Annotated in this window: 28 protein-coding genes; 10 read left to right on the forward strand and 18 right to left on the reverse strand. The window is 55.9% G+C overall.

Annotated elements, in window-relative coordinates; all coding sequences use genetic code 11:
- A partial coding sequence (locus V7Q41_RS04155) for a hypothetical protein (RefSeq protein ID WP_333843164.1) occupies positions 1–1,029 on the forward strand: 1,029 nt, incomplete at its 5' end.
- A gap of 58 nt (positions 1,030–1,087) precedes the next feature.
- On the opposite strand, the gene V7Q41_RS04160 is transcribed toward V7Q41_RS04155, so the two are convergent.
- Positions 1,088–1,417 carry a helix-turn-helix domain-containing protein gene (locus V7Q41_RS04160; protein WP_333843166.1) on the reverse strand — a complete coding sequence of 110 codons (330 nt, stop codon included), beginning with the start codon at positions 1,415–1,417 and terminating at the stop codon, positions 1,088–1,090.
- Between V7Q41_RS04160 and V7Q41_RS04165 the strand changes: the two genes are divergently transcribed.
- From V7Q41_RS04165 to V7Q41_RS04180, 4 genes are all read left to right on the forward strand, one after another.
- Complete coding sequence (locus tag V7Q41_RS04165; protein WP_333843169.1) at positions 1,348–1,638, forward strand: BrnT family toxin; 291 nt, start codon at positions 1,348–1,350, stop codon at positions 1,636–1,638. The genes V7Q41_RS04160 and V7Q41_RS04165 overlap by 70 nt on opposite strands.
- A complete protein-coding gene (locus tag V7Q41_RS04170; protein WP_333843172.1) occupies positions 1,610–1,888 on the forward strand; it encodes a hypothetical protein in 279 nt (92 codons plus the stop codon). The genes V7Q41_RS04165 and V7Q41_RS04170 overlap by 29 nt, the downstream gene beginning before the upstream one ends.
- 297 nt (positions 1,889–2,185) lie before the next feature.
- Positions 2,186–2,440, forward strand: a complete 255-nt coding sequence (locus V7Q41_RS04175) for an antitoxin (protein ID WP_333843174.1) — start codon at positions 2,186–2,188, stop codon at positions 2,438–2,440.
- Positions 2,441–3,007 (forward strand): ATP-binding cassette domain-containing protein, encoded by a 567-nt coding sequence (locus tag V7Q41_RS04180; protein ID WP_333843177.1) that lies wholly within the window; start codon positions 2,441–2,443, stop codon positions 3,005–3,007. It abuts the gene before it with no gap.
- On the opposite strand, the gene aspS is transcribed toward V7Q41_RS04180, so the two are convergent.
- From aspS to V7Q41_RS04235, 11 genes are all read right to left on the reverse strand, one after another.
- Positions 3,004–4,815: an aspartate--tRNA ligase gene (gene aspS / locus V7Q41_RS04185; protein ID WP_333843180.1), complete on the reverse strand. Its 1,812-nt coding sequence runs from the start codon at positions 4,813–4,815 to the stop codon at positions 3,004–3,006. The genes V7Q41_RS04180 and aspS overlap by 4 nt on opposite strands.
- 3 nt (positions 4,816–4,818) lie before the next feature.
- The gene (locus tag V7Q41_RS04190; protein WP_333843183.1) at positions 4,819–5,454 is read right to left on the reverse strand and encodes a DUF502 domain-containing protein; all 636 of its coding nucleotides are present in this window, start codon (positions 5,452–5,454) and stop codon (positions 4,819–4,821) included.
- Between the two features lie 29 nt (positions 5,455–5,483).
- Positions 5,484–5,849 carry an FmdB family zinc ribbon protein gene (locus V7Q41_RS04195; RefSeq protein WP_333843185.1) on the reverse strand — a complete coding sequence of 122 codons (366 nt, stop codon included), beginning with the start codon at positions 5,847–5,849 and terminating at the stop codon, positions 5,484–5,486.
- 45 nt (positions 5,850–5,894) lie between these two features.
- Positions 5,895–7,364 (reverse strand): sodium:solute symporter family protein, encoded by a 1,470-nt coding sequence (locus V7Q41_RS04200; RefSeq protein WP_333843187.1) that lies wholly within the window; start codon positions 7,362–7,364, stop codon positions 5,895–5,897.
- Between the two features lie 20 nt (positions 7,365–7,384).
- The gene (ubiB, locus tag V7Q41_RS04205; RefSeq protein WP_333843189.1) at positions 7,385–8,953 is read right to left on the reverse strand and encodes a ubiquinone biosynthesis regulatory protein kinase UbiB; all 1,569 of its coding nucleotides are present in this window, start codon (positions 8,951–8,953) and stop codon (positions 7,385–7,387) included.
- Positions 8,950–9,522, reverse strand: a complete 573-nt coding sequence (locus tag V7Q41_RS04210; protein ID WP_333843191.1) for a hypothetical protein — start codon at positions 9,520–9,522, stop codon at positions 8,950–8,952. The genes ubiB and V7Q41_RS04210 overlap by 4 nt, the downstream gene beginning before the upstream one ends.
- A 60-nt stretch (positions 9,523–9,582) precedes the next feature.
- Positions 9,583–10,533, reverse strand: coding sequence for a Tim44 domain-containing protein (locus V7Q41_RS04215; RefSeq protein WP_333843193.1), 951 nt, complete (start codon positions 10,531–10,533; stop codon positions 9,583–9,585).
- A gap of 27 nt (positions 10,534–10,560) precedes the next feature.
- Positions 10,561–11,292, reverse strand: coding sequence for a bifunctional demethylmenaquinone methyltransferase/2-methoxy-6-polyprenyl-1,4-benzoquinol methylase UbiE (gene ubiE / locus V7Q41_RS04220; RefSeq protein ID WP_333843195.1), 732 nt, complete (start codon positions 11,290–11,292; stop codon positions 10,561–10,563).
- A gap of 13 nt (positions 11,293–11,305) precedes the next feature.
- Positions 11,306–11,725: a DUF971 domain-containing protein gene (locus V7Q41_RS04225; RefSeq protein WP_333843197.1), complete on the reverse strand. Its 420-nt coding sequence runs from the start codon at positions 11,723–11,725 to the stop codon at positions 11,306–11,308.
- Between the two features lie 13 nt (positions 11,726–11,738).
- A complete protein-coding gene (locus V7Q41_RS04230; protein WP_333843201.1) occupies positions 11,739–15,611 on the reverse strand; it encodes an FAD/FMN-binding oxidoreductase in 3,873 nt (1,290 codons plus the stop codon).
- A gap of 248 nt (positions 15,612–15,859) precedes the next feature.
- The gene (locus tag V7Q41_RS04235; RefSeq protein ID WP_333843204.1) at positions 15,860–16,144 is read right to left on the reverse strand and encodes a hypothetical protein; all 285 of its coding nucleotides are present in this window, start codon (positions 16,142–16,144) and stop codon (positions 15,860–15,862) included.
- Between the two features lie 25 nt (positions 16,145–16,169).
- On the opposite strand from V7Q41_RS04235, the gene hemA reads away from it, so the two are divergent.
- The 4 genes from hemA to grxD are packed head-to-tail and all read left to right on the forward strand — an operon-like array spanning position 16,170 to position 19,726.
- Positions 16,170–17,429 carry a glutamyl-tRNA reductase gene (hemA, locus tag V7Q41_RS04240; protein ID WP_333843206.1) on the forward strand — a complete coding sequence of 420 codons (1,260 nt, stop codon included), beginning with the start codon at positions 16,170–16,172 and terminating at the stop codon, positions 17,427–17,429.
- An 11-nt stretch (positions 17,430–17,440) separates the two neighbouring features.
- Positions 17,441–18,547, forward strand: coding sequence for a peptide chain release factor 1 (gene prfA, locus V7Q41_RS04245; protein WP_333843208.1), 1,107 nt, complete (start codon positions 17,441–17,443; stop codon positions 18,545–18,547).
- Complete coding sequence (gene prmC, locus V7Q41_RS04250) at positions 18,544–19,383, forward strand: peptide chain release factor N(5)-glutamine methyltransferase (protein WP_333843210.1); 840 nt, start codon at positions 18,544–18,546, stop codon at positions 19,381–19,383. Before prfA ends, prmC begins: the two co-directional genes overlap by 4 nt.
- 25 nt (positions 19,384–19,408) lie before the next feature.
- Positions 19,409–19,726 (forward strand): Grx4 family monothiol glutaredoxin, encoded by a 318-nt coding sequence (grxD, locus tag V7Q41_RS04255; protein ID WP_333843214.1) that lies wholly within the window; start codon positions 19,409–19,411, stop codon positions 19,724–19,726.
- Between the two features lie 59 nt (positions 19,727–19,785).
- Here the strand turns inward: grxD and V7Q41_RS04260 are convergent, their stop codons facing one another.
- Genes V7Q41_RS04260 through V7Q41_RS04270 form a run of 3 tightly spaced genes read right to left on the reverse strand, consistent with a single transcriptional unit; the run spans position 19,786 to position 22,729 of the window.
- Positions 19,786–20,232, reverse strand: a complete 447-nt coding sequence (locus V7Q41_RS04260) for a hypothetical protein (RefSeq protein ID WP_333843217.1) — start codon at positions 20,230–20,232, stop codon at positions 19,786–19,788.
- Positions 20,229–20,924 carry a lytic transglycosylase domain-containing protein gene (locus V7Q41_RS04265; RefSeq protein ID WP_442918796.1) on the reverse strand — a complete coding sequence of 232 codons (696 nt, stop codon included), beginning with the start codon at positions 20,922–20,924 and terminating at the stop codon, positions 20,229–20,231. The genes V7Q41_RS04260 and V7Q41_RS04265 overlap by 4 nt, the downstream gene beginning before the upstream one ends.
- A 59-nt stretch (positions 20,925–20,983) precedes the next feature.
- The gene (locus tag V7Q41_RS04270; RefSeq protein WP_333843219.1) at positions 20,984–22,729 is read right to left on the reverse strand and encodes a proline--tRNA ligase; all 1,746 of its coding nucleotides are present in this window, start codon (positions 22,727–22,729) and stop codon (positions 20,984–20,986) included.
- Between the two features lie 107 nt (positions 22,730–22,836).
- Between V7Q41_RS04270 and V7Q41_RS04275 the strand changes: the two genes are divergently transcribed.
- Positions 22,837–23,457 (forward strand): RNA pyrophosphohydrolase, encoded by a 621-nt coding sequence (locus V7Q41_RS04275; protein WP_333843223.1) that lies wholly within the window; start codon positions 22,837–22,839, stop codon positions 23,455–23,457.
- Between the two features lie 42 nt (positions 23,458–23,499).
- On the opposite strand, the gene proB is transcribed toward V7Q41_RS04275, so the two are convergent.
- From proB to rpmA, 3 genes are all read right to left on the reverse strand, one after another.
- Positions 23,500–24,633: a glutamate 5-kinase gene (proB, locus tag V7Q41_RS04280; RefSeq protein ID WP_333843226.1), complete on the reverse strand. Its 1,134-nt coding sequence runs from the start codon at positions 24,631–24,633 to the stop codon at positions 23,500–23,502.
- Positions 24,634–24,639: 6 nt separating this feature from the next.
- Complete coding sequence (cgtA, locus tag V7Q41_RS04285; RefSeq protein WP_333843228.1) at positions 24,640–25,710, reverse strand: Obg family GTPase CgtA; 1,071 nt, start codon at positions 25,708–25,710, stop codon at positions 24,640–24,642.
- 63 nt (positions 25,711–25,773) lie between these two features.
- Positions 25,774–26,031: a 50S ribosomal protein L27 gene (gene rpmA / locus V7Q41_RS04290; protein ID WP_333843231.1), complete on the reverse strand. Its 258-nt coding sequence runs from the start codon at positions 26,029–26,031 to the stop codon at positions 25,774–25,776.
- Between the last annotated feature and the right edge of the window lie 10 nt (positions 26,032–26,041).

A 26,041-nucleotide genomic window follows, 5' to 3' on the forward strand; every position in this document is an offset into this window, starting at 1 on the left:
ATCTTATTACAGGAGTTTCAAATGCCAACAATTGAGCAAAACCAACAGGCACTTTCATCGTTGCTGGACATCTTAAAGTGGTTTAAAGAAGCGGACGCTGAAAAACTAAAAAGGTCAGACCTAGGGCCACTTTCTTTTGATGCCTTTAGTGACACGGTTACTAGAACCCTCGGTCTGTACCGTTCGCTTCTTGATTGCGATCTTTTAAATGTTTCATACGCAAAACTATCAGAGATAACTTCAGCAGGTAATGCCGCGAAGACAATTCTAGAAAACATACGGTTGTTTGAGGTCACTCAGCAAAATCCAGCAGGAGAGAGACAGTCCATCATTCAACGGCTGGTAGATCAATGGGAAGTTGACTTTGCAGCTGTAACACCCGTGCTGGCATATGCGACGAAAAGCAGTGCTGATTTTCAAAGGCTTGAACGAGAAGCACGTGGGGCGCTAAGTGAATTAAACGCATCAAAGGGCACATTCCAAAATCAAACGAATGGAATTCTTGGCCAAATGAACACAGCATTGGTGCAGGTTCAAGACGCTGCAAAAAAAGCAGGAGTTTCAAAACATACCGTGCACTTTAAAGAGGAAGCAAACACTGCAAAATTGGTAGCTCTAGCTTGGTTATCAGTTGCCGTATTACTTGCGACTGCAATTGTGTGCTACGTGATATTACATGTTGAGCCAAGATTAGTCACTTTAGTTAACCCTACTGCGATAGAACTGGTTAAGGAATCACTCCCGCGATTACTGGTTGTCTTTGTACTCAGTTTTGGAATGATTTGGGCAGCCAGGAACGTTTCCGCAAGCACTCATAACTTTGTAGTAAATCGCCATCGCCAAAACGCCCTTGCATCTTTCGAGACATTTGTGGAAGGTGCATCAGGAAAAGAAGTGAAGGATGCAGTCCTAATTCAAGCAACCAGCGCTATTTTTTCTCCGCAAGATACAGGCTATGCGAAGGGCGAACTTCCGCATCCGGTTAGTCAAGTATTTGAGGTGTTGAAGTCAGGCGCAAAAGATTCATAACTCGCAACTAATGCAAGCAGCTGTGGGAGAGGGACAGGGACAGGCAAATGCGACACCTTTATACAGCCGTCAAAGGCTCCATGCGCACCATGGCACGCACTCCCACGGCACTGGCAAAGCGTTGGACTGTTCGCATGGAAGGCATGCCCCTGGCACTTTCGATGCGTGCCACCACGCTTTGGGTCGTGCCCATGCTTGCAGCCACAACGCCCTGAGTTAGGCCTGCTTGGGTGCGTGCTGCAATCAGTTCACGGGTCAGCTCAAACTTCGTCCATACGAACGTATGGCTTTTTATATGGTTAAATGCTACGAAAAGCCATGACCGCAGCGCAATTCGAATGGGATGACAACAAGGATGCTGAAAACCAGGCCAAGCATCACGTGTCATTCATGGACGCTCAGGCGGCATTCGCTGATCCGCACCGCGTGATCGCGAAAGACTTGGCGCACAGTGAATCCGAAGAGCGCTTTTACTGCATTGGCAAAGCGGGTGGCGGCATCTTGACGGTGCGCTTTACCTTCAGGCGCAAGGTCATTCGAATCATTGGGGCAGGCTATTGGGGCAAAGGAAAGGCAATTTATGAAAAAGAAGATCGTTTACACGGATGAGCCCATGGGCGATGTTGAGGTGGTCGCAGATTTTCTGCCGTCACCTGCCGAGCTGGCGTTCCGCGAGGATGGCGTGAAGGTCACACTGTCCTTGAGCAAAAGCAGCGTGGCGTTTTTCAAGTCCGAGGCATCGAAGCACCAGACCCAGTACCAGCGCATGATCCGCCGCTTGCTGGATTCATACGTTGAAGCGCAGGGAACCGCTGCGAGCAAACCAAAACCCACCGTGCGCAAGCGCGCACCGATTTAGGTCTAATTCGGCTACTGAGGCGCGAAATTCTCGAATACCTACTTTGGTAGCTCCATTTTTTTACTTTGCAGCCAAAGCCATATTGCGTATCTAGGTGTACACAATATTTGAGTTGATGTTTCAGACTTGATGCGATGGCCTGTTTCATTACCCCATCACGGATACAGCGCTACTTGCCCTTCTTTTGCGGCGTGCGTTAGCCCTGCCACTCCCTTTACACAAGCCAACATATCCACAAAATACTTGCTGAGTGATAAGGTAGCTACGTTTTAAAAGATACAAACCAAGGAGCCCGCCATGCTCGCTACCGCCAAAGTTTTTACCCACGGCAACAGCCAGGCTATTCGCTTGCCCATGGCATTTCGCGTGGATGTCGATGAAATGTGGATTGTCCGCAACGAGGTGACGGGGGAGATCACGCTCAAGCCCAAGGACACGAAAACCTTGGGTCAGCAGCGGTTGGATGCGCTGATGGCTGCCATTACCGAAAACCCATTGCCCGACCACTTTTTGTCGGATGCCAGCCGGCAAAAAGTTGGACTATTCGCATAGATGGCGACAATCGAAGCACAAAGCCTCACCCACGGCCCCATCCACAATTTATCCTTCACTTGGCCCGCAGGGGTGAGCTGGGTGTGTGGCGACGAGGGCACGGGCAAAACCTTGCTGCTGCGCTTGCTGGCGGGCGATGTGCAGCCCACGGCGGGCCAGGTGGTGGTACCCAAAGGCGGTGTGTTTTGGGTAGACCTGCAAGACGCCGCGCACGACAACAGCACGGTGCAAGCTTGCTGGGATGCGCTGCGCGCACGCTGGCCCCACTGGAACGATGCGTTGCTGCAAGATTTAGCGCACGCACTGGATATGAATCAACACCGTGAGAAGCGCCTCAACATGCTGTCCACAGGCAGTCGCCGCAAGGTGATGGTGCTGGCGGCCCTGGCATCAGGTGCTGCGGTGACGCTGCTCGACCAACCGTTTGCCGCGCTCGACTGGGTGTCAATTCGCCAGATCAAAGATTTTTTGCAAGAGGCGGCCGAGCACCCCTCACGCGCATGGATCGTGGCTGATTTTGAAGTGCCGCACGACTTGCCGTTGGCAAGCGTGCTGAACTTAGATTAGGCCTTGACCGCGTCCACGTTGCGCAAGCGGATGTGCAGCTCGCGCAACTGCTTTTCGTCCACAGGACTTGGCGCGTGTGTGAGCAAGCACTGGGCGCGTTGGGTCTTGGGAAAGGCAATCACGTCGCGGATGGATTCGGCACCGGTCATGAGGGTGACGATGCGGTCCAAACCAAAGGCCAAGCCGCCGTGGGGCGGTGCGCCGTATTGCAGGGCGTCGAGCAAGAAGCCAAACTTGAGTTGCGCTTCTTCGGGCGTGATCTTGAGTGCATCAAACACTTTTTGCTGCACGTCGGCGCGGTGGATACGCACCGAGCCGCCGCCCATTTCCCAGCCGTTCAACACCATGTCGTAGCCCTTGGAGATGCACTTCTCGGGCGCGGTGACCATCCAGTCTTCGTGGCCGTCTTTGGGCGCGGTGAAGGGGTGGTGCACCGCGGTGTAGCGCTGGTTCTCGTCGTCGTACTCGAACATTGGGAAGTCGACCACCCACATCGGCGCCCAACGGTCTTCAAACAAGCCGTTTTTCTTGCCAAACTCGCTGTGGCCGATCTTGATGCGCAAGGCGCCAATGGCGTCGTTGACAATTTTTGCCTTGTCTGCACCAAAGAAAATCAAGTCGCCGTCTTGTGCGCCTGTGCGCTCGAGCACCGCAGCCAAAGCGGCGTCGTGGATGTTTTTGACGATGGGGCTTTGCAAACCATCACGGCCTTTGGCCAACTCATTGACGCGGATATAAGCCAAGCCTTTGGCGCCGTAGATCTTGACGAACTCGGTATAAGCGTCAATCTCGCCACGGCTGATGCCGCCGCCTTCGACCGAGCCATGGGGCACGCGCAAGGCCACCACGCGGCCGCCCAACATGTTGGCCGCGCCTGAGAACACCTTGAAGTCCACATCGCCCATCACGTCGGTCAGCTCAGTGAACTGCAGTTTCACGCGCAGGTCTGGCTTGTCTGAGCCGTAGATGTGCATGGCGTCTTGGTAGGTCATGACGGGGAACTCGCCCAAGTCCACGCCGATGGTGTGGGCAAAGACGCGCTTGATCATGCCTTGGAACATGTCGCGAATTTCTTCCTCGCTCAAGAACGAGGTTTCAATATCAATCTGGGTGAATTCAGGTTGACGGTCTGCACGCAAGTCTTCATCGCGAAAGCACTTGGTGATTTGGTAGTAACGGTCATAGCCTGCCACCATCAACAGTTGTTTGAACAACTGAGGCGATTGAGGCAAGGCAAAAAACTGCCCTTCGTGAACGCGGCTGGGCACCAAATAGTCGCGCGCGCCTTCGGGCGTGCTTTTGGTGAGCATGGGGGTTTCGATGTCAACGAAACCATTTTCATCCAAGTACTTGCGCACTTCCATGGACACTTTGTAGCGCAGCATCAGGTTGTTTTGCATGTAGGGTCGGCGCAGATCCAGCACGCGGTGGGTGAGACGGGTGGTCTCGGACAAGTTGTCATCGTCAATCTGGAACGGGGGCGTGACCGACTCGTTCAACACGATGAGCTCGTGGCACAGCACTTCAATCTTGCCGCTCTTGAGGCCCTCGTTGGTGGTGCCCTCAGGACGGGCGCGCACCAAGCCTTTGACTTGGATACAAAACTCGTTGCGCACGTTCTCAGCCACTTGGAACATCTCAGGACGGTCTGGGTCGCACACCACTTGCACGTAGCCTTCGCGGTCACGCAGATCAATGAAGATCACGCCGCCGTGGTCACGGCGACGGTTGACCCAGCCGCACAGGCTGACAGATTCGCCGATCAAGGATTCGGTCACCAGACCGCAGTAGTGGGAACGCATGGCCATTTTTTAGATTCTCTTTTCGTTGAGTGCTGGAGCGCTAGGAGACACGGCGCCCATGGAGATAACATACGTGAGCGCTTCGTCGACGCTCAAATCGAGCTCGATCACCTCGCTGCGTGGCACCAGCAAGAAAAATCCGCTGGTGGGGTTGGGGGTGGTGGGGACATAGACGCTGAGGTGTTCGCCGCTTAATTTGCTGGCCACTTCTCCGACAGGGGTACCGGTTTGAAACGCAATGGTCCACATGCCGGCATGGGGGTATTGCACCAGAAGAGCTTGGCGAAAGGCATTGCCGTTGCTGGAGAACAAGGTGTCCGATACTTTTTTGACGCTGGCGTAAATCGACTTGACGATGGGAATGTTGGTGAACAACTTGTCCCATTGACGCACCAACCATTTGCCCAGCACGTTAGAAGCCAAAGCGCCCGTGACCAGCAACACCAGCAACACCAAGATCACGCCCAAGCCTGTCATGTCACGCATCGATGTGACTGTGTCTTGTGACACCAAGGGACGGAACTTGGAAAGGGTGTCGATGAAGATGCCGTCCATGATGCCGACCAACCAAGTCAGCACCCAGACGGTGATGGCCAAGGGCGTCCAGACCAAGAGGCCTGCGAGCAGGTATTTTTTAATCGGCATGAGAGACCTTTGGGTTTTGATTTGAAGAATCAGTGGCAAGCACAACCGGTGGCACAACCGCTTGAGGCGGTCGACGAAGCGGGGCTGCTGGTGGCGCTCACAGCGTTGCTGCCAGCGCTGTCACTCGTTGTTTGAGCGGGCGATGGGCCATCGCTGCCGGTGGCTGGGGCGCTTGCGCCGGCTGCAGCGGGCTGGTCTGGGGTGCTGCTCGTGCCACCTTTGAAGTCGGTGGCGTACCAGCCAGAGCCTTTGAGCTGAAAGCCCGCGGCGGTGAGTTGCTTGGAAAACGTGGGTTTGCCGCATTCGGGGCAGTCGGTCAGTGGCGCATCTGCAATTTTCTGCAAGACGTCCTTGGCATGGCCGCAGGAACCACATTTGTAGGCGTAAATTGGCATGACGAGGAGGGTTCGGTAAAACCCTGAATTATAGGCGCGTGGGCCCTATTTCAAGGGCGCCGCGTGACCCTCGGCCGTGCCCACCAACTTGTGATGCGCGCTATGAACGTTGCGAATGACTTGCGGACCCAGGGAGCCCAGCACCATGCCTGCCAAACTGGCCAACACACCCGCCAATTGCGCTGGAAACTCGAGGCCGGCAGGGGTGAACAAAAACAGGACCCATGTGAGTAAGCCAAAAGCCAAGGCAAAGAGCGCTCCTTGGGTGGTGGCACGCTTCCAATACAGGCCGAAGGTAAGCGGTACAAAGGCGCCCACCAGCGGCACCTGATAGGCGCCCGAGACCATTTCGTAAATCGAGGTGCCTTGCATGCGAATGGCATAGCCCAACACCAAGAGGCTAAACACCAAGACGGTCACGCGCATGGCGCGCAGCTCTTGTTGGTCGGTTTGATGCGGGTGAAATTGACGCCAAATGTTTTCAGTGAAGGTCACACTGGGTGCCAACAAGGTGGCTGAAGCGCAGGACTTGATGGCCGACAGCAAGGCGCCAAAGAACAGCACCTGCATGACAAACGGCATTTGCGTCATCACCAAGGTGGGCAGCACTTTTTGTGGGTCGTCTGCGATGAGTGCCGCCGCTTGCTCGGGCATGATGATCATGGCGCTGACCACCAAAAACATGGGCACAAACGCAAACAAGATGTAGCAAATGCCGCCTATCACCGGGCCATGCGTGGCAGCTTTGAGGCTGTTGGCCGACATGACGCGTTGAAACACGTCTTGCTGCGGAATAGAGCCCAACATGATGGTGATGGCCGAGGCAAAGAAAAACAAAATGTCTTTCATGTGGGGCTCGGGCCAAAATTTGAACATGTCTTGGCTGATGGCCAAATCCAACACTTTGTCTGCCCCGCCAGCTTGATCAGAGGCAAAGACGGCAAGCACCGACAAGCCCACCACCAACACAATCATTTGAATGAAGTCGGTGATCGCGACCGACCACATGCCGCCATACAAGGTGTAGGCCAAGATGGACGCCACACCAATGACCATGCCAAGCTCCATGCTGATCACGCCATTGGACAACACATTAAACACAAGGCCCAAGGCCGTGACTTGCGCAGACACCCAACCCAAATAGCTGACCATGATGATGAGCGAACACAGCACTTCCACCACGCGGCCATAGCGCTCACGAAAGTAGTCGCTGATGGTGAGCAGGGTCATTCGGTAGAGCTTGGCGGCAAAGAACAAGCCTACAAAGATGAGGCAAAAACCTGCACCAAACGGATCCTCGACCACGCCGTTCAATCCGCTGTTCACAAACTTGGCGGGAATGCCCAGCACCGTCTCAGAACCAAACCAAGTGGCAAAGGTGGTGGTGACGATCATGGCCATCGGCAGGTGGCGGCCTGCGATGGCAAAGTCAGCTGAGTTGTGAACACGCCTGGCCGCCATTAAACCAATGGCGATGGTGACCAGTAAATAGATGAAGACGAGTGTGAGCAGCACGGGTCAACTCCGTAAAGTGGTTAAAAGAAATGATGCAGACGCACGAACACCTGCATGGCAAGTAGCCCCAATAAAAACCCAGCGCCCGTCCACATCAAGCGTTGCAACAAGCGGTTGGTACGGCGCTGCTCTTCGATGAGCAATTGCAACTCTGGGTTGGAGTTGCCTTGGCGATCCTTCAAATAATCATGCATCAAGCGGGGCAACTCGGGCAGCAGCTTGGCATAACGCGGGGCTTCGGCCAGCAGTTGTTGCCACAGCTTTTTGGGGCCCACTTGATCGATCATCCATTTTTCCAAAAAGGGTTTGGCCGTGTTCCAAAGGTCCAAATCGGGGTCCAGCTGTCGTCCCAGCCCTTCAATGTTGAGCAGCGTTTTTTGCAGCAGCACGAGCTGCGGCTGAATTTCGACATTGAAGCGGCGTGAGGTTTGAAACAAGCGCATGAGCACCAAGCCGAGAGAAATTTCTTTCAGCGGGCGGTCAAAGTAGGGTTCACACACGGCTCGCACGGCAGATTCAAGCTCATCCACCCGCGTGTCAGCAGGCACCCAGCCAGACTCCACATGCAGCTCAGCCACGCGTTTGTAGTCGCGGCGAAAGAAGGCTGTGAAGTTTTGCGCCAAATACTCTTTGTCATGCTCAGTGAGCGTGCCCACGATGCCAAAGTCCAGCGAGATGTAGCGGCCAAAAGTGGCTGGGTCCAAGCTCACTTGGATGTTGCCAGGGTGCATGTCCGCATGAAAAAAACCATCGCGAAACACTTGCGTAAAGAAAATGGTCACCCCGTCACGGGCCAGCTTGGGGATGTCCACGCCCTGCGCACGCAACAAGTCGATTTGACTGATAGGCACGCCCTTCATGCGTTCCATCACGATCACTTCCGTGTGGCAAAAGTCCCAAATCATTTCGGGAATCAACACCAGGTTGAGGCCTTCCATGTTGCGACGCAGCTGCGCAGCGTTTGCGGCTTCTCGAACGAAGTCAAGTTCGTCGTGCAGGTATTTGTCAAACTCGGCCACCACTTCGCGGGGCTTCAGACGCTTGCCATCGGCGCTGAGGCGCTCTACCCAACCCGCGAGCATGCGCATCAAGCTCAGGTCTTTGTCGATCACGTTCAACATGCCTGGTCGCAGCACCTTGACGGCCACTTCGCGCGTCAGCCCGTTGCGGTCACGGATGACAGCAAAGTGCACTTGCGCGATAGAGGCGCTGGCAACGGGCTTGTGGGTGAAGTCGACAAACACGTCTTGCAAGGGGCGGCCAAAAACCCGCTCGATGATGGCCACGGCCGCATCCGACGAAAACGGTGGTACACGCTCTTGCAGATGTGCCAACTCATCGGCGATATCGGCCGGTAGCAAATCGCGGCGGGTGGACAGCACTTGGCCGAACTTCACAAAAATGGGGCCCAGGTGCTCCAACGCTTCACGCAAACGCTGGCCGCGCGGTGCCGACAAGTCGCGCCCAATCGACACGATGCGCGCCAACAAACGCAGGCCTGGCTTTTGGAAACTGGTGAGCACCAGCTCGTCCAAGCCATAACGCAAAACGATAAAGACGATGTAGATACCCCGCATCAAACGGGTCATGATGGGGAGACTTTCGAGGCTTGTTGCTTCACAAAGCTGCGCAGCGCGTCGACCGCACGCTTGGCGTTTTGCATCAGGGTGTGGGCGGGCACGTCGCCAATGAGGCGGGCTAAGTCTTCTTCGGGATCCCATCGCACATGGTCGATGAGCCAATTGACTTCGGCAGCCAGTTGCACATCGCCTTCGATCCGAATGGTGGGTTTGTCACCTTGCAGAACAGTTTTGGCCAGCGCGAATGGCGAAGACTCATTCACACGCAAAACAAGGTCTGCAGCCTTGGTGCTGGCATCGGGGGTGATGAACTCAATCAAGCCAGCAGGGGTAAAGGCGCAGCGAAAGACTTGATCACGCCAGCACACTTGTAATTGACGGCCACGTTGGCGTTGCAAGCGATCGCGCGCAGCCGGCTCTTGCATGAGCACATGGTTGAAGAAGAGGACCGCGCGCTGCTGCACCTCGGTCACCGCCCAAGGGGGCGGGGTGAGTGACTGCGGGAAATCTGCGGGAAGTTTGGCGCGCAGCATGTTTGCTGCGTCGGCCAACCAAGAAAAAGGGGACTGTGTTGCCATAGTCCCCAATTATTCCTTGTTTGGAAGCTCCACTTAAAGCGTCCTGATTTTTTAGCAGGTTTATTGCAGGGCTTGCACCCCTGCCACCAACCAGCCCAAGCTGCCATCTTTGGGCTTGGTCATGTTCCATACTTCGCGGAAAGGTGTAGGACCAGAAGATGGCTCTTCACGGATCAAGCCTGAGAACTCCACGCTGGCCATGTAAGTGCTGCCTACATCTTCGATGCCCAACAGGTGTGCATCCAGCATGACGACTTCGGTGTGGTTGAGTTGGCCGTTGGAGGTGGCTTCGCGTTCGGCCAATTGGGTTTTGATTTCGTTCAGCATGCTGTCGGTCATCATGACACGCAAGGCGCTGATGTCAGAACGGTCCCAAGCGTTTTGCAAAGTCATGAAGTTTTGCTTGGCTGCGTTGACAAAGCCCACGGTGTCAAAGTCAGCAGGCACATCCCAAGTGGGGTTGGCACCCAAAGCAGCGCCAATCATGGAGCCGCCCGCCGCAGGCGTGAAGTTGGTTTGGGTGTCCACCGGTCTGGCTGACGAATCATTGCCCACATTTTTGGGGTTGTATTGCGGCAAGTTGGTGGGGTTAGCAGGTGCGCCCGCGCCTTCAAAGGCGAAGGGGCTGGGGTTGGCCGCTGCAGGCTGCTGGCGGCGACGCATGATCATGCCGATCACCACCATGACCACCAAGGCCAACAAGCCAAACATCATGAATTGACCAAATTCAGCGCCAAATCCCATCGAGTTGGCCAACCAAGCCAGGCCCAAACCGGCGGCCAAGCCACCGAGCATGCCGCCCATGCCACCAAAACGGCTGGGTGCAGCAGCGGGAGCTGCAGGTGCAGCGTTGGGTGTGGCGGCAGGAGCAGGCTTGGCAGCTTCACGCTGCGTCACGTTGCTGGACTGTTGGCCAGACGATTTGCCACCGCCCAAGCGTTTTGCCGCCTCGGCGTGCATGGTGGCCATTCCCATGGCGACCACAAAAAGAGCTGTCAAAAGTTTTTTCATCGCGTCATCTCCTGTTGTCACAATCATTCAGCACTTGATTCCAACATGAAGTGCGACCACGCCCGCGCTCATGTTGTGAAAGTCCACATGACCAAAGCCATTATTTTTCATAAGGGCTTTAAGCTCCTCTTGGCCGGGGTGCATGCGAATGGACTCGGCCAAATACTGATAACTAGAGGCGTCACCCGCAATCATCTGCCCCAACTTGGGCAAGATGTTGAAGGAATACCAGTCGTAGGCCTTCTCGAGCGGCTTGGCCACTTTGGAAAACTCAAGCACCAGCAGCTTGCCTTGGGGCTTGAGCACGCGGCACATTTCTTGGAGGGCCAGGTCTTTGTGCGTCATGTTGCGCAGACCAAAGGCCACGCTGACCACATCAAAGTGGTTGTCGGGGAAAGGCAGTTTTTCAGCATCACACACCACGGTGGGCAAAACCATGCCGTGGTCCAGCAAACGGTCGCGGCCCGTGCGCAACATGGCTTCATTGATGTCGGTGTGCACCACACAACCCGTGTGACCCACTTTCTTGGCAAAGGCCATGGCCAGATCACCCGTGCCGCCAGCAATGTCAAGCACTTGCGAACCCTCGCGCAAGTCAGCCACCATGACGGTGTAGCGCTTCCATACGCGGTGCAGACCTGCAGACATGAGGTCGTTCATCACGTCGTATTTGGATGCGACCGAGTCAAACACGCCACGCACGTGCTTGGCTTTTTCTTTTTCGTCGACGGTTTTGAAACCGAAATGGGTGCTGCTCATGTGCGTGATGGTATCAATGCGCGTGGGTGCTACAGCCTGCACCAGCTTTTTCGGGCATGGGGGCGTCGCGCTCGGTACCAGCGGCTTGCAAGCGGCGTTCGTAGTCAGCCCACAGTTGGTCTTGTTCAGAGCCTAAAAAATACAAATATTCCCATGTAAAGAGGCCGCTGTCGTGGCCATCGCTGAAGCTGGGCTTGATGGCGTAGTTGCCAATGGGCTCTAAACCTTCAAGGTCGACCAAGCGCTTGCCAGTTTGCAACACCTCTTGGCCAGGGCCATGGCCCTGCACTTCAGCCGAGGGACTGTAGACGCGCATCAACTCAAACGGAATACGAAAACTCGCGCCATCGGCAAAGCTCACTTCCAGCACGCGCGATGCGCCATGCACCGTGATGTCTTGGGGTGCAGGGGTGTTTTTTTGCAAACCAGCCATGAGATTTTCCTAGTTAGACCAACACGCGCTCAATGCCACCGTCATTGGCTTGGGCCACGTAGTTGGGCATCCACTGCTCGCCCAAAATCTTGCGCGCCATCTCGACCACGATGTAGTCGGCTTCGAGCAAACCGTTTTGCAAGTCATCCCCATAGCGCGTCAGGCCTTGCAAACAGCTGGGGCAGCTGGTGAGGATTTTCATGTCGCCCTTGGCTTCACCGGTCATGGCACGCAAAGCAGCTTCGTCTTTTTGCAACTCTTCTTCTTTGCGAAAGCGCACTTGGGTGGCAATGTCTGGGCGGGTCACGCCCAAAGTGCCAGACTCGCCGCAGCAGCGGCTGCTTTTGACCACCTGCTCGCCCACCAGTGACTTGACCGTTTTCATCGGGTCTTGTTGCTTCATGGGGCTGTGGCAAGGGTCATGGAACAAATAGCCCGCCTGTTGATCAACGCTGAGTTTGATGTCCTTTTCCAACAAGTATTCGTGGATGTCGACAATGCGGCAGCCAGGAAAAATCTTGTCAAACTCGTAGCCTTGCAACTGGTCAAAACACGTGCCACAGCTCACCACCACGGTTTTGATGTCGAGGTAGTTGAGCGTGTTGGCCACGCGGTGGAACAACACGCGGTTGTCGGTGATGATTTTGTCGGCCTTGTCGAACTGGCCCGAGCCTTTTTGCGGATAGCCGCAACACAAGTAGCCAGGGGGCAGCACGGTTTGTACGCCCGCGTGCCACAACATGGCTTGCGTGGCCAAGCCCACTTGGCTGAACAAACGTTCAGAGCCGCAACCAGGGAAATAGAACACGGCTTCCGTCTCAGACGTGGTGGTTTTGGGGTCGCGGATGATGGGCACGTAGTCGTTGTTCTCGATGTCGAGCAAGGCACGCGCCGTTTTCTTGGGCAAGTTGCCCGGCATCTTTTTGTTGATGAAGTGAATCACCTGTTCTTTGATGGGCGCCGTGCCCACAGTGGCAGGAGGTGCCTTGGTTTGTTTGCGCGCCACAACCTTGAGCACATCGTGCGCGATGCGTTGCAACTTCATGCCCACGCCGACCATGGCGCCACGGGCGAACTTGATGGTCTCGGGGTTGGTGGCGTTGAGCATGAACATCGCCGCAGCATTGCCAGGACGGAAGGATTTTTGGCCCATCTTGCGCAACAGGTTGCGCATGTTCATGGTGACGTCACCAAAGTCAATCTTGACGGGGCAAGGCGTGTAGCACTTGTGGCACACCGTACAGTGGTCAGCCACGTCTTCAAACTCTTGCCAGTGCTTGATGGACACACCACGGCGTGTTTGCTCTTCGTACAAGAAGGCTTCGACCAACAATGAGGTGGCCAATATTTTGTCGCGGGGGCTATAGAGCAAATTGGCGCGGGGCACATGGGTGGCACACACGGGTTTGCACTTGCCGCAGCGCAAACAGTCTTTCACGCTACTGGCAATTGCACCTATTTCGCTTTGTTGCATGATGAGTGATTCGTGGCTCATCAAGCCAAAGCTCGGCGTGTAGGCTTGGCTGAGGTCAGCGTGGCGCAAGGACAGGTCGGCGTCTTGGTTGCGCAACAAATGGCCTTTGTTGAAACGGCCTTGTGGGTCGACCTTGGCTTTGTAGTCTGCGAAAGGCTGCAACTCAGCATCCGTCAAAAAGCCCATTTTGGTGATGCCAATGCCGTGTTCGCCAGAGATGACACCATCGAGTGAGCGCGCCAGCACCATGATGCGCGCCACCACTTCATGCGCGGTTTGCAGCATGGCGTAGTTGTCACTGTTGACTGGAATGTTGGTGTGCACGTTGCCGTCACCGGCGTGCATGTGCAGGGCCACCCAGACGCGGCCTTTGAGCACGCGTTGGTGAATGGCGTTGCATTCGTCCAAGATGGGCGTGAGTTGCGCACCCGTGAAAATGTTTTGCAACACCGCACGAATTTGTGTTTTCCAACTTGCACGCAATGTGTGATCTTGCAACTGCGGAAACAACGCATCGCAGTCGTTGAGCCACTGTTGCCACAACCCACGCACCTCGGCCACGAGGGAGCGCGCTTGTTGCACACGGTCTTCTAGCAACTCGGGGGTGGAAATATCGGCTGCGTCGTCTGACTTGCCTAGGGGCAAATTGCCTTTGGCGAGGAAGTCGTCGAGTGCATCGCACAACGCCAATTTGTTGCGCAGGCTCAACTCAATGTTGATGCGGTCAATGCCATCGGTGTACTCGGCCATGCGGGGCAAGGGAATCACCACATCTTCGTTGATTTTGAAGGCGTTGGTGTGGCGACTGATGGCCGCGGTGCGCTTGCGGTCAAGCCAAAACTTTTTGCGCGCCTCAGGGCTGACCGCCACAAAACATTCGCCGCTGCGGGTGTTGGCCATGCGCGAGACTTCGGAGGTGACGCGAGCCACCTCGTCTGCATCGTCACCAGCAATATCGCCCACCAACAACATCTTGGGCAAGCCGCCGCGTTTGCTTTTGGTCGCGTAGCCGACAGCGCGCAAATACCGATCGTCTAGATGCTCAAGTCCCGCCAGCAAAACGCCGCTGCGTTTTTGCTCAGCAAACATGTAGTCTTTGATTTCCACAATGCTGGGCACCGCGTCTTTGGCGTTGCCAAAAAACTCCATGCACACCGTGCGCGTGTGGGCTGGCATGCGGTGCAACACCCAACGCGCGCTGGTGATCAAGCCGTCGCAACCTTCTTTTTGAATGCCGGGCAGACCGCTCAAGAACTTGTCGGTCACGTCTTTGCCCAAGCCAGCTTTGCGAAAGGATTGGCCGGGAATGTCCAAACGCTCTTGGCGGATGAAGGTTTTGCCGTCTGCTTGGTAGTAGTTCAGCTCGAAGCTGGCCACCTCGGCATCATGGATCTTGCCAAGGTTGTGGTCGACACGAATGACATCAAGCCACTCAGCATCTGGGGTGACCATGCGCCAGCTGGCTAAGTTGTCAAGGGCTGTGCCCCACAACACGGCTTTTTTGCCGCCCGCGTTCATGGCAATGTTGCCGCCAATGCAAGAGGCTTCGGCGGACGTCGGGTCCACCGCAAATACAAAACCGCCGCGCTCGGCCGCATCGGCCACGCGCTGGGTGACCACACCGGCTTCGGTGTAAATCGTGGGGACTTTGTGGGCCACGCCTGGCAAGTCGACCATTTCGACCTCGGTCAATGCTTCGAGCTTTTCGGTGTTGATGACCGCGCTCTTCCAAGTGAGCGGAATCGCACCACCTGTATAGCCCGTGCCGCCGCCGCGTGGGACGATGGTCAGGCCTAAATCGATACAGCCTTTGACCAAGCCCGCCATTTCGGCTTCGGTGTCAGGGGTCAACACGACAAAGGGGTATTCCACGCGCCAGTCGGTGGCGTCGGTGACATGGCTCACGCGTGAGAGGCCATCAAACTTGATGTTGTCTTGGGCGGTGTGCTTTTTGAGCAAACGCGCAGTTTTTTTGCGCAATGCAGCAATCGCATCAAATTGAGTGCTGAAATTTGCCACCGCATGACTGGCAGCCTCTAACAACTGACCCACCATGACATCGCGCTCGGTGTCTGTATCTGGGATGCGGCGCTGTTGCACTTCGCCTAAGCGGTGATGCAAAGCCTCGACCAACAAAAGGCGACGCTTGGGCGAGTCGAGCAAATCGTCTTGCAAATATGGGTTGCGCTGCACCACCCAGATGTCGCCCAACACCTCGTACAACATGCGCGCCGAGCGACCCGTGCGGCGCTCTTGACGCAAACGCAGCAGCAGCTCCCATGCCTCAGTGCCCAGCAAACGCAGCACGATTTCTCGGTCAGAGAATGAGGTGTAGTTGTAGGGGATTTCGCGCAGTCGCGGACTTTCTTCAGCCGTGGCGAGCAAGTGGTTGAGCGAGGTTGGAGCATTCATGGTGTGGTGTGCGCGCTGAGGCGCGTGGGGCGCGAATCGAGCAGCCGATTTTACCGCAGGGGGCTTGGGGCTTGGGTGCTAGGGGCTTAGAGCACTTACTGGGGTTGGGGGTGAACGACATCGACTTTTAAGGTTATTCGACAACCCAAAGCTCAAGGTGAGTTGCCTGTGTGCGTGTTGAGCGACATTCTGAGCGTAGCGAAGAGGAGCCAACGTGCATACAGGCAGCACGCCTTGAGCGCTTCACATCAACGCTGCCAGCCCTTACACATCAACCACTGGGCCGTGCCGCAGGCAATCACCAAGGCCGAATAGGTGGCCATTTTTCCGTCGACGCCCCACAAAATTAAGCCGCCTACTAAGACAGCTGTACCCAAAACACCGCTCACCACGGTTTGTTTCATCAGGCTCCAACTGGCCAGAGGCAGCCACCAGCGGGCGCTCAGGCGGGCCACCAGCACGCAAAACAGGGCCACAGCCCATGCGGGTGCAATGAAGTTAAAAGTATGAATGATTTGTTCTAGAGCGCCCATGTGAGTAAATTTTATAATGTGCGTTATGGCAGTCTGGGCTTTGGGCCTCAATCACACAACAGCCCCGCTTGATTTGCGGGGCCGTTTTACTTTTGCGGTCGATCACATGGGTCCGACCCTCGCGACGCTGCGCCATTCTTTTGCACCCAACAGCGAGGTGGCCATTCTCTCGACTTGCAACCGCACAGAGATTTACTGCGCGGGCAGCGAAGCCCAGATGCAGCAGACCATCACTTGGCTGGCTCAATCGGGCGGCGTGTCGCCAGAGGTCTTGAAAGATCACACCTACGCGCTGCTAGAAGCTGATGCAGCGCGTCACGCTTTTCGTGTGGCCAGCGGCCTTGATTCGATGGTGCTGGGCGAGCCCCAAATTTTGGGCCAGATGAAAGATGCGGTGCGTGCTGCCTCTGAAGCCGGCGCACTCGGCACCACGCTCAACCAACTGTTCCAACGCTCGTTTGCGGTGGCCAAAGAGGTGCGCAGCGCCACGGAGATTGGGGCCCACTCCATCAGCATGGCCGCTGCGGCTGTGCGATTGGCGGGCCAACTGTTTGAAGACTTGAGCGAAACCCGCGTGCTGTTTGTGGGTGCGGGTGAAATGATTGAGCTGTGCGCCACACACTTTGCAGCCAAGAACCCCAAAAAAATGGCGATTGCCAATCGCACGCTGGAACGGGGCGAAAAACTAGCCGCCCAATTCAGCGGCGAGGTCATGCGATTGGCCGACTTGCCGCAACGCTTGCATGGGTTTGATGTGATCATCAGTTGCACCGCCAGCACCCTGCCCTTGATTGGCTTGGGCGCAGTCAAGCAAGCACTTAAACAACGCAAACACCGCCCCATGTTCATGGTCGACTTGGCTGTGCCGCGCGACATTGAGCCCGAAGTCAAGTCGCTCCAAGACGTCTATCTCTACACCGTGGATGATTTGTCGGACGTGGTGCAAACTGGTCAAGCGCACCGCCAAGCGGCCGTGGCGCAAGCCGAGGCCATCATCGACGCGGGTGTGCAAAGCTTTGAGCATTGGATGGATCAGCGCACCAACGTGCCGTTGATTCAACAACTCAACGCGCAAGCTGAAGAATGGCGCAGCGCTGAGGTGGCCCGCGCGCGCAAGTCACTCGCCAAAGGCGACGATGTAGATGCCGTGCTAGAAACCTTGTCCCGCAGCCTGACCCAAAAAATGTTGCACGGCGCGATGGCCGAATTGCATGCGGGTGACACCGAGTCACGCGAACGCGCACGCCACGCGATTGAACATTTCTTTTTGCGCGGCAACCGTTAGGCGCTGACCCCATGAAAGACTTTCTGCGCGCTCAGCTGCAGCGCCACACCCAACGTTTGCATGAACTCGATTTCTTGCTGTCGCGTGAAGACATCATGAAAGACATGACCCAGTTCTTGGCCCTGTCACGCGAGCACACCGAGGTCACTGCCACCGCCGGCCGCTATGTTCGCTACCAACAACGAGAAGCCGATGTGCAAGCTGCTCTGCAGATGCTGCAAGACCTTGGCAACGACGCTGACATGCGCGCCATGGCCCAAGAAGAGATGGCAAGCGCCCAAGCCGAACTGCAGCAACTCGAAGCCGAGCTGCAACGCATGCTGCTGCCCAAAGACCCAGACGATGGACGCCCTGCGTTCATCGAAATTCGCGCGGGCACGGGCGGCGATGAGTCGGCGCTGTTTGCGGCCGACTTGCTGCGCATGTACATGCGCTACGCGGAGCGCCAAGGTTGGCGCACTGAAATCGTGAGCGAATCACCCAGCGAGCTGGGTGGCTACAAAGAAGTGGTGGTGCGCATGGACGGCGGCTCAAGCGGCGACGGGGTGTATGGCTGGCTCAAATTTGAGTCGGGCGGCCACCGCGTGCAGCGCGTGCCCGCCACCGAAACGCAAGGACGCATTCACACCAGCGCCTGCACCGTGGCGGTGCTGCCAGAGCCAGACGAGGCAGAGGCCATCAAAATCAACCCGTCCGACTTGCGCATCGACACCTACCGTGCCAGCGGTGCGGGTGGCCAGCACATCAATAAAACTGACTCTGCAGTGCGCATCACTCACTTGCCCACGGGCATCGTGGCGGAGTGCCAAGACGGTCGCAGCCAACACAGCAACAAAGCACAAGCACTGAAGGTGCTGACTGCCCGCATTCAAGAAAAAGACCGCTCCGAGCGTGCCGCCAAAGATGCCGCCATGCGCAAGGGCCTGATTGGCAGCGGCGACCGCAGCGACCGCATACGCACCTACAACTTTGCGCAAGGGCGCTGGAGTGACCACCGCATCAACCTCACGCTGTACAAACTCAACTTCATCATGGAAGGTGATTTGAGCGAGGCCATGCAAGCCTTGAAGCACGCCCATGAGGCCGAGCAACTGGCCGCACTTCAAGGCAACACATGAGCGCACTGACTGTCTCACGAGCCGCTGCGCAGGCACAAGCTTTGGGCCTGCCACGCCTAGAGGCGCAAATCCTGTTGTTGCACGCCATGGGTCGCTCTGGGCATGACCGCGCATGGTTACTGGCGCATGGCGATGACCCTCTAGAAGATGAGGTGCAAACCATTTTCAACAGCCATGTGCAGCGCCGCCTCGACACCGAGCCGGTGGCTTACATCACAGGTCAAAAAGAGTTTTATGGTTTGACTTTTCAGATCGACAAACGCGTGCTTGACCCACGCGCTGACACCGAGACCTTGGTGGAGTGGTCCTTATCTTGCCTGGCCGATACGCCCAAACCGCAGGTGGTAGACCTTGGCACAGGCAGCGGTGTCATTGCATTGGCACTGAAACATGCGCGACCCGATGCCGCCGTGTGGGCAGTAGATGCCAGCGCTGAGGCATTGCTTGTGGCGACTGCAAATGCCCAACACTTGGGGCTGTCTGTGGATTTTCACCACGGTTCGTGGTTTGCACCGCTGAGTGGCCGCACCTTTGACGCCATCGTGTCCAACCCGCCTTATGTGGCCAGCAGTGATGTGCACCTGCAAGCATTGAAATACGAGCCGTTATCGGCGCTAGACTCAGGCACTGACGGCTTGGACGACATTCGTCTCATCGTTCGCGAAGCCACGCACCACCTTCAACCCAATGGTTGGCTGCTGTTCGAACACGGCTACGACCAAGCCCATGCCGTGCAAACCTTGCTAGCCAACCAAGGCTTTGTGAATGTACAAAGCCGTCCTGACCTTGCGGGCATCTTGCGTTGCACAGGTGGACAATGGCCAACAGTGAAATAATTAACTTTTGATTTGGAGAGAACCCATGAGCGACACACAACAACGCATTGACGAACTCGTAAAGGGCAACGACGTGTTGCTGTTCATGAAGGGCAGTGCCAGCTTTCCCATGTGTGGCTTTTCGGGCCGTGCCATACAAGTGTTGAAGTCGTGCGGTGTAGAGCCCAAAGCCATCAAAACCGTGAATGTGCTGGATGATGCCGAGATTCGTGACGGCATCAAGGAATACAGCAACTGGCCTACCATTCCTCAGCTCTACATCAAAGGCGAGTTCATTGGCGGCTCCGACATCATGATGGAAATGTACGAGTCGGGTGAATTACAAAAAGTCATCAACGGTTGATGCCTTGCGGGCTACGTACACGCCCCATCGAATGAAGCCCGTTTTTATAGCGGGCTTTTTTATTGCACAAGCACTGGAACTGCTGTTGGCTCGGGGTTGGGCGCAGGTGCAGGTGAAGACACGGGCACGGGCACCAGCAATTGGTCGGTTGTGCATTTGGGATTGCCGTAGCGCTGCACGCACAAATTGGTCGAACACGTTGCAATCGCCATGTTGCGCACAACTTCGTTTTGATCGACCACCACCACCTCTTGATAATTGATGAATTCCGGACGTGTGATGGGATTACAAATGGTGCGCATGTGGTTGCCCTCTTGGCGGGTGAAGCAGTTGCGCATACCGGTTGCGACATGGACAACACGTTGGCGGGTTTGTAACACTTGCGCGTTTTGTACGGGATAGTCGGCCCAAGCGGCCGGTGCGCACTCTTGCTCAACCGCACGGTAAGCTTTGGTGGCACAGCCCGATAACACCAGTGCCGCCACGATCAGAATCCACTGCTTCATTGCCACCCCTTTTGCGCCGCCAACACAGCATTTGGATATTGCATCTGACCCCGGCTGCCGTTGTAGCGACCCAGTGCCAAGATCAAGTCACCATTCTCAACGTTTAAGTAGTGCCGCAAGATGACGCAACCAAAGCGTAAATTGGTTTGCGCTCCAAACAGCACACTGGCATCTCCCTCAGCCAGCACACGTGTCCAAAATGGCATGACCTGCATGAAACCGCGCGCACCCGCGCTGCTGATGGCGAATTTACGAAAACCACTCTCGACTTGAATGAGGCCCAAGACAAGAGCAGGTTCAAGGCCAGCGCGCTGGCTTTCGTACCAAACGGTTTGCAAAAATTCTCTGCGCAAATGTGCGTTGGCCAATTCATGCGCCAGCAAATCAGGGCCGGCAATGGTTTGATTTGGCGCTGAGGGGTTGGTTTTGCGGCGTTGCATGTATTTTTCTAAACGCACTTCGGTTTGTCCCAGCCATTGCTGAAAAGCGTTGCTAGCCTTTTCGTCAGCATGCACCAAAGTCGGTGGGCCCGACGGATGCACAGCGGCAGTGAGTGCGGTTCTCACGGAGTCCATCAGTGGCTCTTCGCGTTGGTTGCCTGCGTGGGTCACGGGAATGCACAAAACACACAGAAAAAATAAAGCCGCCGTTTGTCGCACATGGCGTCCAAAAAGGGGGTCTGCTTTTCGCATCAGGTACTCAACACCCACCCTGCCACTCAGGCACCAACGGGCGTAAGCACGGGGTTGCATCACAAACCGAGCTTGGCCTTCAGATGCGCCAGCACATCGGCCACTGCCACTTTGGTGGACTCGGCATCACGGCGGTGTTGGTACTCGACCACGCCGTCTTTCAAACCTTTGTCGCCAATGGTCACGCGGTGGGGCACACCGATCAGTTCCCAATCGGCAAACATTGCACCGGGGCGCTCGCCGCGGTCGTCCAAGATGACGTCCACACCTAAGCCCATCAATTCTTCGTAAAGTTTGAAAGCTGCAGCCTTGACATCATCGCTTCGGTCCATGTTGACAGGGCAAATCACAGCTGTGAATGGCGCAATCGCATCTGGCCAAATCATGCCGCGCGCGTCGTGGTTTTGTTCAATGGCAGCTGCGGGCAAGCGCGTAATGCCTATGCCGTAGCAGCCCATTTCCATGAATTGGGGTTTTCCGTTCACATCCAAGAATGTGGCGTTCATGGCTTGGCTGTATTTGGTGCCAAGGTAGAACACATGGCCCACTTCGATGCCGCGCTCGATGGCCAATACGCCTAGCCCGTCCGGTGACGCGTCACCGGCCACGACGTTGCGAATATCGGCCACCACATCGGGTTCGTCCAGATCCCGGCCAAAGTTGACGCCGCACATGTGGAAGTCCACTTCGTTGGCGCCACAAATCCAATTGCTCATGACCGCCACATCGCGGTCAGCCACGATTTTCAAAGGTCTTTTTAAGTTGACGGGACCGAGGTAACCAGGCTTGCACCCAAAGTGATCGTCGATTTCTTGCGTGGTGGCAAAGCGAAAGCCGCCTTCAAAGCCAGGCAACTTGCCCACTTTGACTTCGTTCATGTCGTGATCGCCACGCAAGAGCAGCAACCACACCTGTGACTTGACGACTTCGCCTGTGTCGTTGAGCGTGTCGGTGGCCAACACCAATGACTTGACGGTGGTGTTCAAGGGCAGCTTCAACCAAGCCGCCACGTCTTCGCAGGTGCTCTTGTCAGGCGTGGCAGTTTTGGTCATCGCCTGCGTGGCTGCAACGCGTGTTTGCGTTGGGGCCAAGGACTCGGCTTTTTCAATATTGGCAGCATAGGTGCTGCTTGGGCAATACACGATGGCGTCTTCGCCGGTGGCGGCGATGACTTGAAACTCTTCGCTCAAGTCGCCACCAATCGCGCCGCTGTCCGCGGCGACGGCTCGGTAGGTCAAACCAAAGCGATCAAAAATCCTGCGATAGGTGTCGGCCATGACTTGGTAGCTTTGCTTGGCCGAGACTTGGTCACGGTCAAAGCTGTAGGCATCCTTCATGATGAATTCGCGACCACGCATCAAACCAAAACGGGGGCGACGCTCGTCACGGAATTTGGTTTGAATTTGGTAGAAATTTTTAGGCAGCTGCTTGTAGCTGCGGATTTCTTGGCGCGCAATGTCAGTCACCACCTCTTCGCTGGTGGGCTGCACCACAAAGTCGCGGCCATGGCGGTCTTTGACACGCATGAGCTCTGGGCCCATCTTGTCGAAGCGTCCGGTCTCTTGCCACAGCTCAGCGGGTTGCACCACGGGCATGGTCAGCTCGATGGCACCCGCCTTGTTCATTTCCTCGCGAACGATGGCCTCGACTTTGCGAATCACACGCAGCCCCATAGGCATATAGTTGTAAATACCAGCGCCTAGTTTTTTGATCAAGCCGCCACGCGTCATCAATTGATGGCTCACCACCTCGGCGTCTGTTGGGGCTTCTTTGAGGGTGGAAATCAGAAATTGGGAGGCTTTCATGCGGGTAATCGAATCGTCAAATGAGTGAGGAAATTAGGGCAAGTTCTAAGTGAATTGCTGCAGCTCTGTGCATAATCGACTCAGTTTAAAAAATTTGAGGTTTGATTATGCTTGACCGAGAAGGGTTCAGACCCAACGTCGGCATCATCTTGCTCAACCAGAAAAATCAGGTTTTTTGGGGTAAACGCATACGCACCCACAGCTGGCAGTTTCCACAAGGCGGCATTGACCGTGGCGAAACGCCAGAGCAGGCCATGATTCGTGAATTGCACGAAGAAGTGGGGCTCAAACAAGAGCATGTGCGCATCGTTGCCCGTACCCGTGATTGGTTGCGCTATGAGGTGCCAGACCGGTTCATCCGCCGAGATGCGCGCGGTTTTTACAAAGGCCAAAAGCAAATTTGGTTTTTGCTGCAAATGGCGGCTCCCGACCACCATTTGAATTTACGCGCCACCGACCATCCAGAGTTTGACGCTTGGCGTTGGAACGATTACTGGGTGCCACTGGATGCGGTGGTGGAATTCAAACGCGGTGTCTACGAAATGGCGTTGACAGAGCTGTCACGTTTTTTACCGCGCAAAGACATGCGTGGGCGCTTTTCGCGTGGCGGCCCCTTCCACACTGGGGCTGAGAGCGCAGCCATGCCCAAGCAATTTGGTGCGGTCATGCAAATGGAGTTGCCGCCCGGCGCTACGTTTGATCCGGACCCACAGGCGGGATTGCGCTGAGGTCCACGCACACATGCAAACGCCCACCAAGGTGGGCGTTTTTTATTTGCTCAGCACCATGTTGTCGCGGTGCACCATTTCTGGCTCAGCCGCGTAGCCAAGCAATTGAGTCATTTGAGCTGAAGGTTTTCGACACAGCAACCGCGCTTCAGCGGCGGCATAGTTGGCCAAACCACGGGCTACTTCTTGGCCTTGCTCATCCAAAATAGCAATCACCTCGCCACGTGAAAAATCGCCGTCCACGGTCGTCATGCCGATGGGCAAAAGACTGGAGCCATCGCCCTTGAGCTTGTTGGCCGCACCTTCGTCGATGGTGACTGAGCCCCGCAATTGGAGGTGATCAGCCATCCACTGTTTGCGGGCTTGCTGCTTTTGCGTTTGTGCCACCAGCAGGGTGCCAATGGCCTCACCTTGGGTCAGTCGTACCAAAGCATCGGGCTCACGCCCCCAAGCGATGACGGTCGATGCGCCAGAACCTGCGGCACGTTTAGCGGCCAAGATTTTGGTGATCATGCCGCCTTTGCCCAGGCTAGATCCTGCGCCTGTGGCCATGTCTTCGAGCTTGGCGTCACCCGCACGCGCCTCATGCACCAGGGTAGCCGTCGGGTCGCGGCGCGGGTCAGCGGTATACAAACCTTTTTGGTCAGTCAAGATGATGAGGGCATCCGCCTCCACCAAATTGGCGACCAAAGCACCCAAGGTGTCGTTGTCGCCAAACTTGATTTCGTCGTTGACAACGGTGTCGTTTTCATTGATGACAGGCAACACGCCATGCGAGAGCAGGGTCAACAAGGTAGAACGGGCATTCAAATACCGCTCACGGTCTGCGAGGTCAGCATGTGTGAGCAAGACTTGGGCCGAACCTAAACCGTTTTCGCGCAACTTGGTTTCATACATTTGTGCCAAGCCCATTTGTCCTACTGCGGCTGCGGCTTGCAACTCGTGCAACTCATGGGGGCGCGTGGTCCAGCCCAAGCGCTTCATGCCTTCGGCAATCGCACCGCTGGACACCATGATGACCTCACGGCCATCGCGCACCAAAGCGCTGAGCTGACGGCACCACTCGCCAATGGCTTGTTCATCCAAGCCGCGGCCTTCGTTGGTGACCAAACTCGAGCCGACCTTGACAACGATGCGGCGTGCATCGCGCAACACGGTGGAGGTGGAGTGATTCATGGCTGCTTATTCGGCTGAAGGCTCAACAAAGCGTGGGTCAATGTATTCTGGCGGCTGCTCAGCCACTTGTTGTGCTTTGATGTGTTTGTAAATGTCTTTGATCAAGTGTTCGCAACCCTCGCGGGTCAGCGCGGAGATTTGGAACACAGGGCCTTTGTATTTCATGCGCTTGACAAAGTCAGCCACCAGAGCTTCTCGATCAGCGGCAGCAACCATGTCAAGCTTGTTGAGCACGATCCAACGAGGCTTGTCGAACAAAGCTTTGTCGTATTTTTTCAGTTCGTTGACGATTGCCTTGGCTTGCGCCACAGGGTCCACCCCTTCATCGAACGGTGCAATGTCGACAAGATGCAGCAGCAAACGCGTGCGTTGCAAGTGCCGCAAGAACTGATGGCCCAAGCCTGCACCCTCAGAAGCGCCCTCGATCAAACCAGGCACATCGGCCACCACAAAGCTTTGCTCTGCGGCCACACGCACCACGCCTAAGTTTGGGTGCAAGGTGGTGAAGGGGTAGTCGGCAATCTTGGGGCGGGCGTTAGAAATGGCAGAGATCAAGGTTGACTTACCTGCGTTGGGCATGCCAAGCAAGCCAACGTCAGCCAAAACTTTTAACTCGAGCTTGAGTTCGCGTTTTTCACCAAGCCACCCTGGTGTTTTTTGACGAGGCGCACGGTTGATCGCGCTCTTGAAGCGCATGTTGCCAAAGCCACCGTCACCGCCTTTGGCAATGGTGATGACTTCACCCGGCACCAGCAGCTCAAACAAAACGTCACCCGTTTCAACGTCGGTGATGATGGTGCCCACGGGCATTTTCAAGGTGATGTCTTCGCCTGCATGGCCGAACATGTCGGAGCCCATACCGTGTTGGCCACGTTTGGCCTCGTGGCGACGTGCATAGCGAAAGTCGACCAAGGTGTTGAGGTTGGGATCAGCCACCGCAAACACATGGCCGCCGCGTCCACCATCGCCTCCGTTGGGGCCGCCAAACTCTTTGTATTTTTCATGACGGAACGAGACGCAGCCGTTCCCCCCATCACCAGCGGCGATGTCGATATAGGCTTCGTCTACGAATTTCATGGGTGTCTTAAAGTAGTAAAGCCCCGACAAGTCGGGGCTTTGTCACACATCAGTTTGAAAAAATCAAACCGGTGTGATGTTGACCATGTGCTTGTTCAAAGCGCCTTTAACGCCGAACGACACGTGGCCGTCAACCAAGGCAAACAATGTGTGGTCTTTGCCCACGCCGACGTTGACGCCAGGGTGGAACTTGGTGCCACGTTGACGCACGATGATCGCGCCAGCAGAGATCAACTCCCCGCCGAAAGCTTTCACACCGAGCATTTTGGGGTTGGAATCGCGCCCGTTTCGCGTAGAGCCGCCGCCTTTTTTCTGTGCCATGTCAAATGCT

Origin of the sequence: Limnohabitans sp., from assembly GCF_036804465.1 — a bacterium.
In the GTDB taxonomy this organism is placed as follows: Bacteria; Pseudomonadota; Gammaproteobacteria; order Burkholderiales; family Burkholderiaceae_C; genus Limnohabitans.

Excerpts from the sequence above, each read along its gene's own strand:
- V7Q41_RS04165 (WP_333843169.1), top strand. The coding sequence starts at position 1,348 with ATGACCGCAGCGCAATTCGAATGGGATGACAACAAGGATGCTGAAAAC.
- V7Q41_RS04160 (WP_333843166.1), bottom strand. The coding sequence starts at position 1,417 with ATGACACGTGATGCTTGGCCTGGTTTTCAGCATCCTTGTTGTCATCCC.
- V7Q41_RS04170 (WP_333843172.1), top strand. The coding sequence starts at position 1,610 with ATGAAAAAGAAGATCGTTTACACGGATGAGCCCATGGGCGATGTTGAG.
- V7Q41_RS04175 (WP_333843174.1), top strand. The coding sequence starts at position 2,186 with ATGCTCGCTACCGCCAAAGTTTTTACCCACGGCAACAGCCAGGCTATT.
- V7Q41_RS04180 (WP_333843177.1), top strand. The coding sequence starts at position 2,441 with ATGGCGACAATCGAAGCACAAAGCCTCACCCACGGCCCCATCCACAAT.
- aspS (WP_333843180.1), bottom strand. The coding sequence starts at position 4,815 with ATGGCCATGCGTTCCCACTACTGCGGTCTGGTGACCGAATCCTTGATC.
- V7Q41_RS04190 (WP_333843183.1), bottom strand. The coding sequence starts at position 5,454 with ATGCCGATTAAAAAATACCTGCTCGCAGGCCTCTTGGTCTGGACGCCC.
- V7Q41_RS04195 (WP_333843185.1), bottom strand. The coding sequence starts at position 5,849 with ATGCCAATTTACGCCTACAAATGTGGTTCCTGCGGCCATGCCAAGGAC.
- ubiB (WP_333843189.1), bottom strand. The coding sequence starts at position 8,953 with ATGACCCGTTTGATGCGGGGTATCTACATCGTCTTTATCGTTTTGCGT.
- V7Q41_RS04210 (WP_333843191.1), bottom strand. The coding sequence starts at position 9,522 with ATGGCAACACAGTCCCCTTTTTCTTGGTTGGCCGACGCAGCAAACATG.
- V7Q41_RS04215 (WP_333843193.1), bottom strand. The coding sequence starts at position 10,533 with ATGAAAAAACTTTTGACAGCTCTTTTTGTGGTCGCCATGGGAATGGCC.
- ubiE (WP_333843195.1), bottom strand. The coding sequence starts at position 11,292 with ATGAGCAGCACCCATTTCGGTTTCAAAACCGTCGACGAAAAAGAAAAA.
- V7Q41_RS04225 (WP_333843197.1), bottom strand. The coding sequence starts at position 11,725 with ATGGCTGGTTTGCAAAAAAACACCCCTGCACCCCAAGACATCACGGTG.
- V7Q41_RS04230 (WP_333843201.1), bottom strand. The coding sequence starts at position 15,611 with ATGAATGCTCCAACCTCGCTCAACCACTTGCTCGCCACGGCTGAAGAA.
- V7Q41_RS04235 (WP_333843204.1), bottom strand. The coding sequence starts at position 16,144 with ATGGGCGCTCTAGAACAAATCATTCATACTTTTAACTTCATTGCACCC.
- hemA (WP_333843206.1), top strand. The coding sequence starts at position 16,170 with ATGGCAGTCTGGGCTTTGGGCCTCAATCACACAACAGCCCCGCTTGAT.
- prfA (WP_333843208.1), top strand. The coding sequence starts at position 17,441 with ATGAAAGACTTTCTGCGCGCTCAGCTGCAGCGCCACACCCAACGTTTG.
- prmC (WP_333843210.1), top strand. The coding sequence starts at position 18,544 with ATGAGCGCACTGACTGTCTCACGAGCCGCTGCGCAGGCACAAGCTTTG.
- grxD (WP_333843214.1), top strand. The coding sequence starts at position 19,409 with ATGAGCGACACACAACAACGCATTGACGAACTCGTAAAGGGCAACGAC.
- V7Q41_RS04260 (WP_333843217.1), bottom strand. The coding sequence starts at position 20,232 with ATGAAGCAGTGGATTCTGATCGTGGCGGCACTGGTGTTATCGGGCTGT.
- V7Q41_RS04265 (WP_442918796.1), bottom strand. The coding sequence starts at position 20,924 with ATGCGAAAAGCAGACCCCCTTTTTGGACGCCATGTGCGACAAACGGCG.
- V7Q41_RS04270 (WP_333843219.1), bottom strand. The coding sequence starts at position 22,729 with ATGAAAGCCTCCCAATTTCTGATTTCCACCCTCAAAGAAGCCCCAACA.
- V7Q41_RS04275 (WP_333843223.1), top strand. The coding sequence starts at position 22,837 with ATGCTTGACCGAGAAGGGTTCAGACCCAACGTCGGCATCATCTTGCTC.
- proB (WP_333843226.1), bottom strand. The coding sequence starts at position 24,633 with ATGAATCACTCCACCTCCACCGTGTTGCGCGATGCACGCCGCATCGTT.
- cgtA (WP_333843228.1), bottom strand. The coding sequence starts at position 25,710 with ATGAAATTCGTAGACGAAGCCTATATCGACATCGCCGCTGGTGATGGG.
- rpmA (WP_333843231.1), bottom strand. The coding sequence starts at position 26,031 with ATGGCACAGAAAAAAGGCGGCGGCTCTACGCGAAACGGGCGCGATTCC.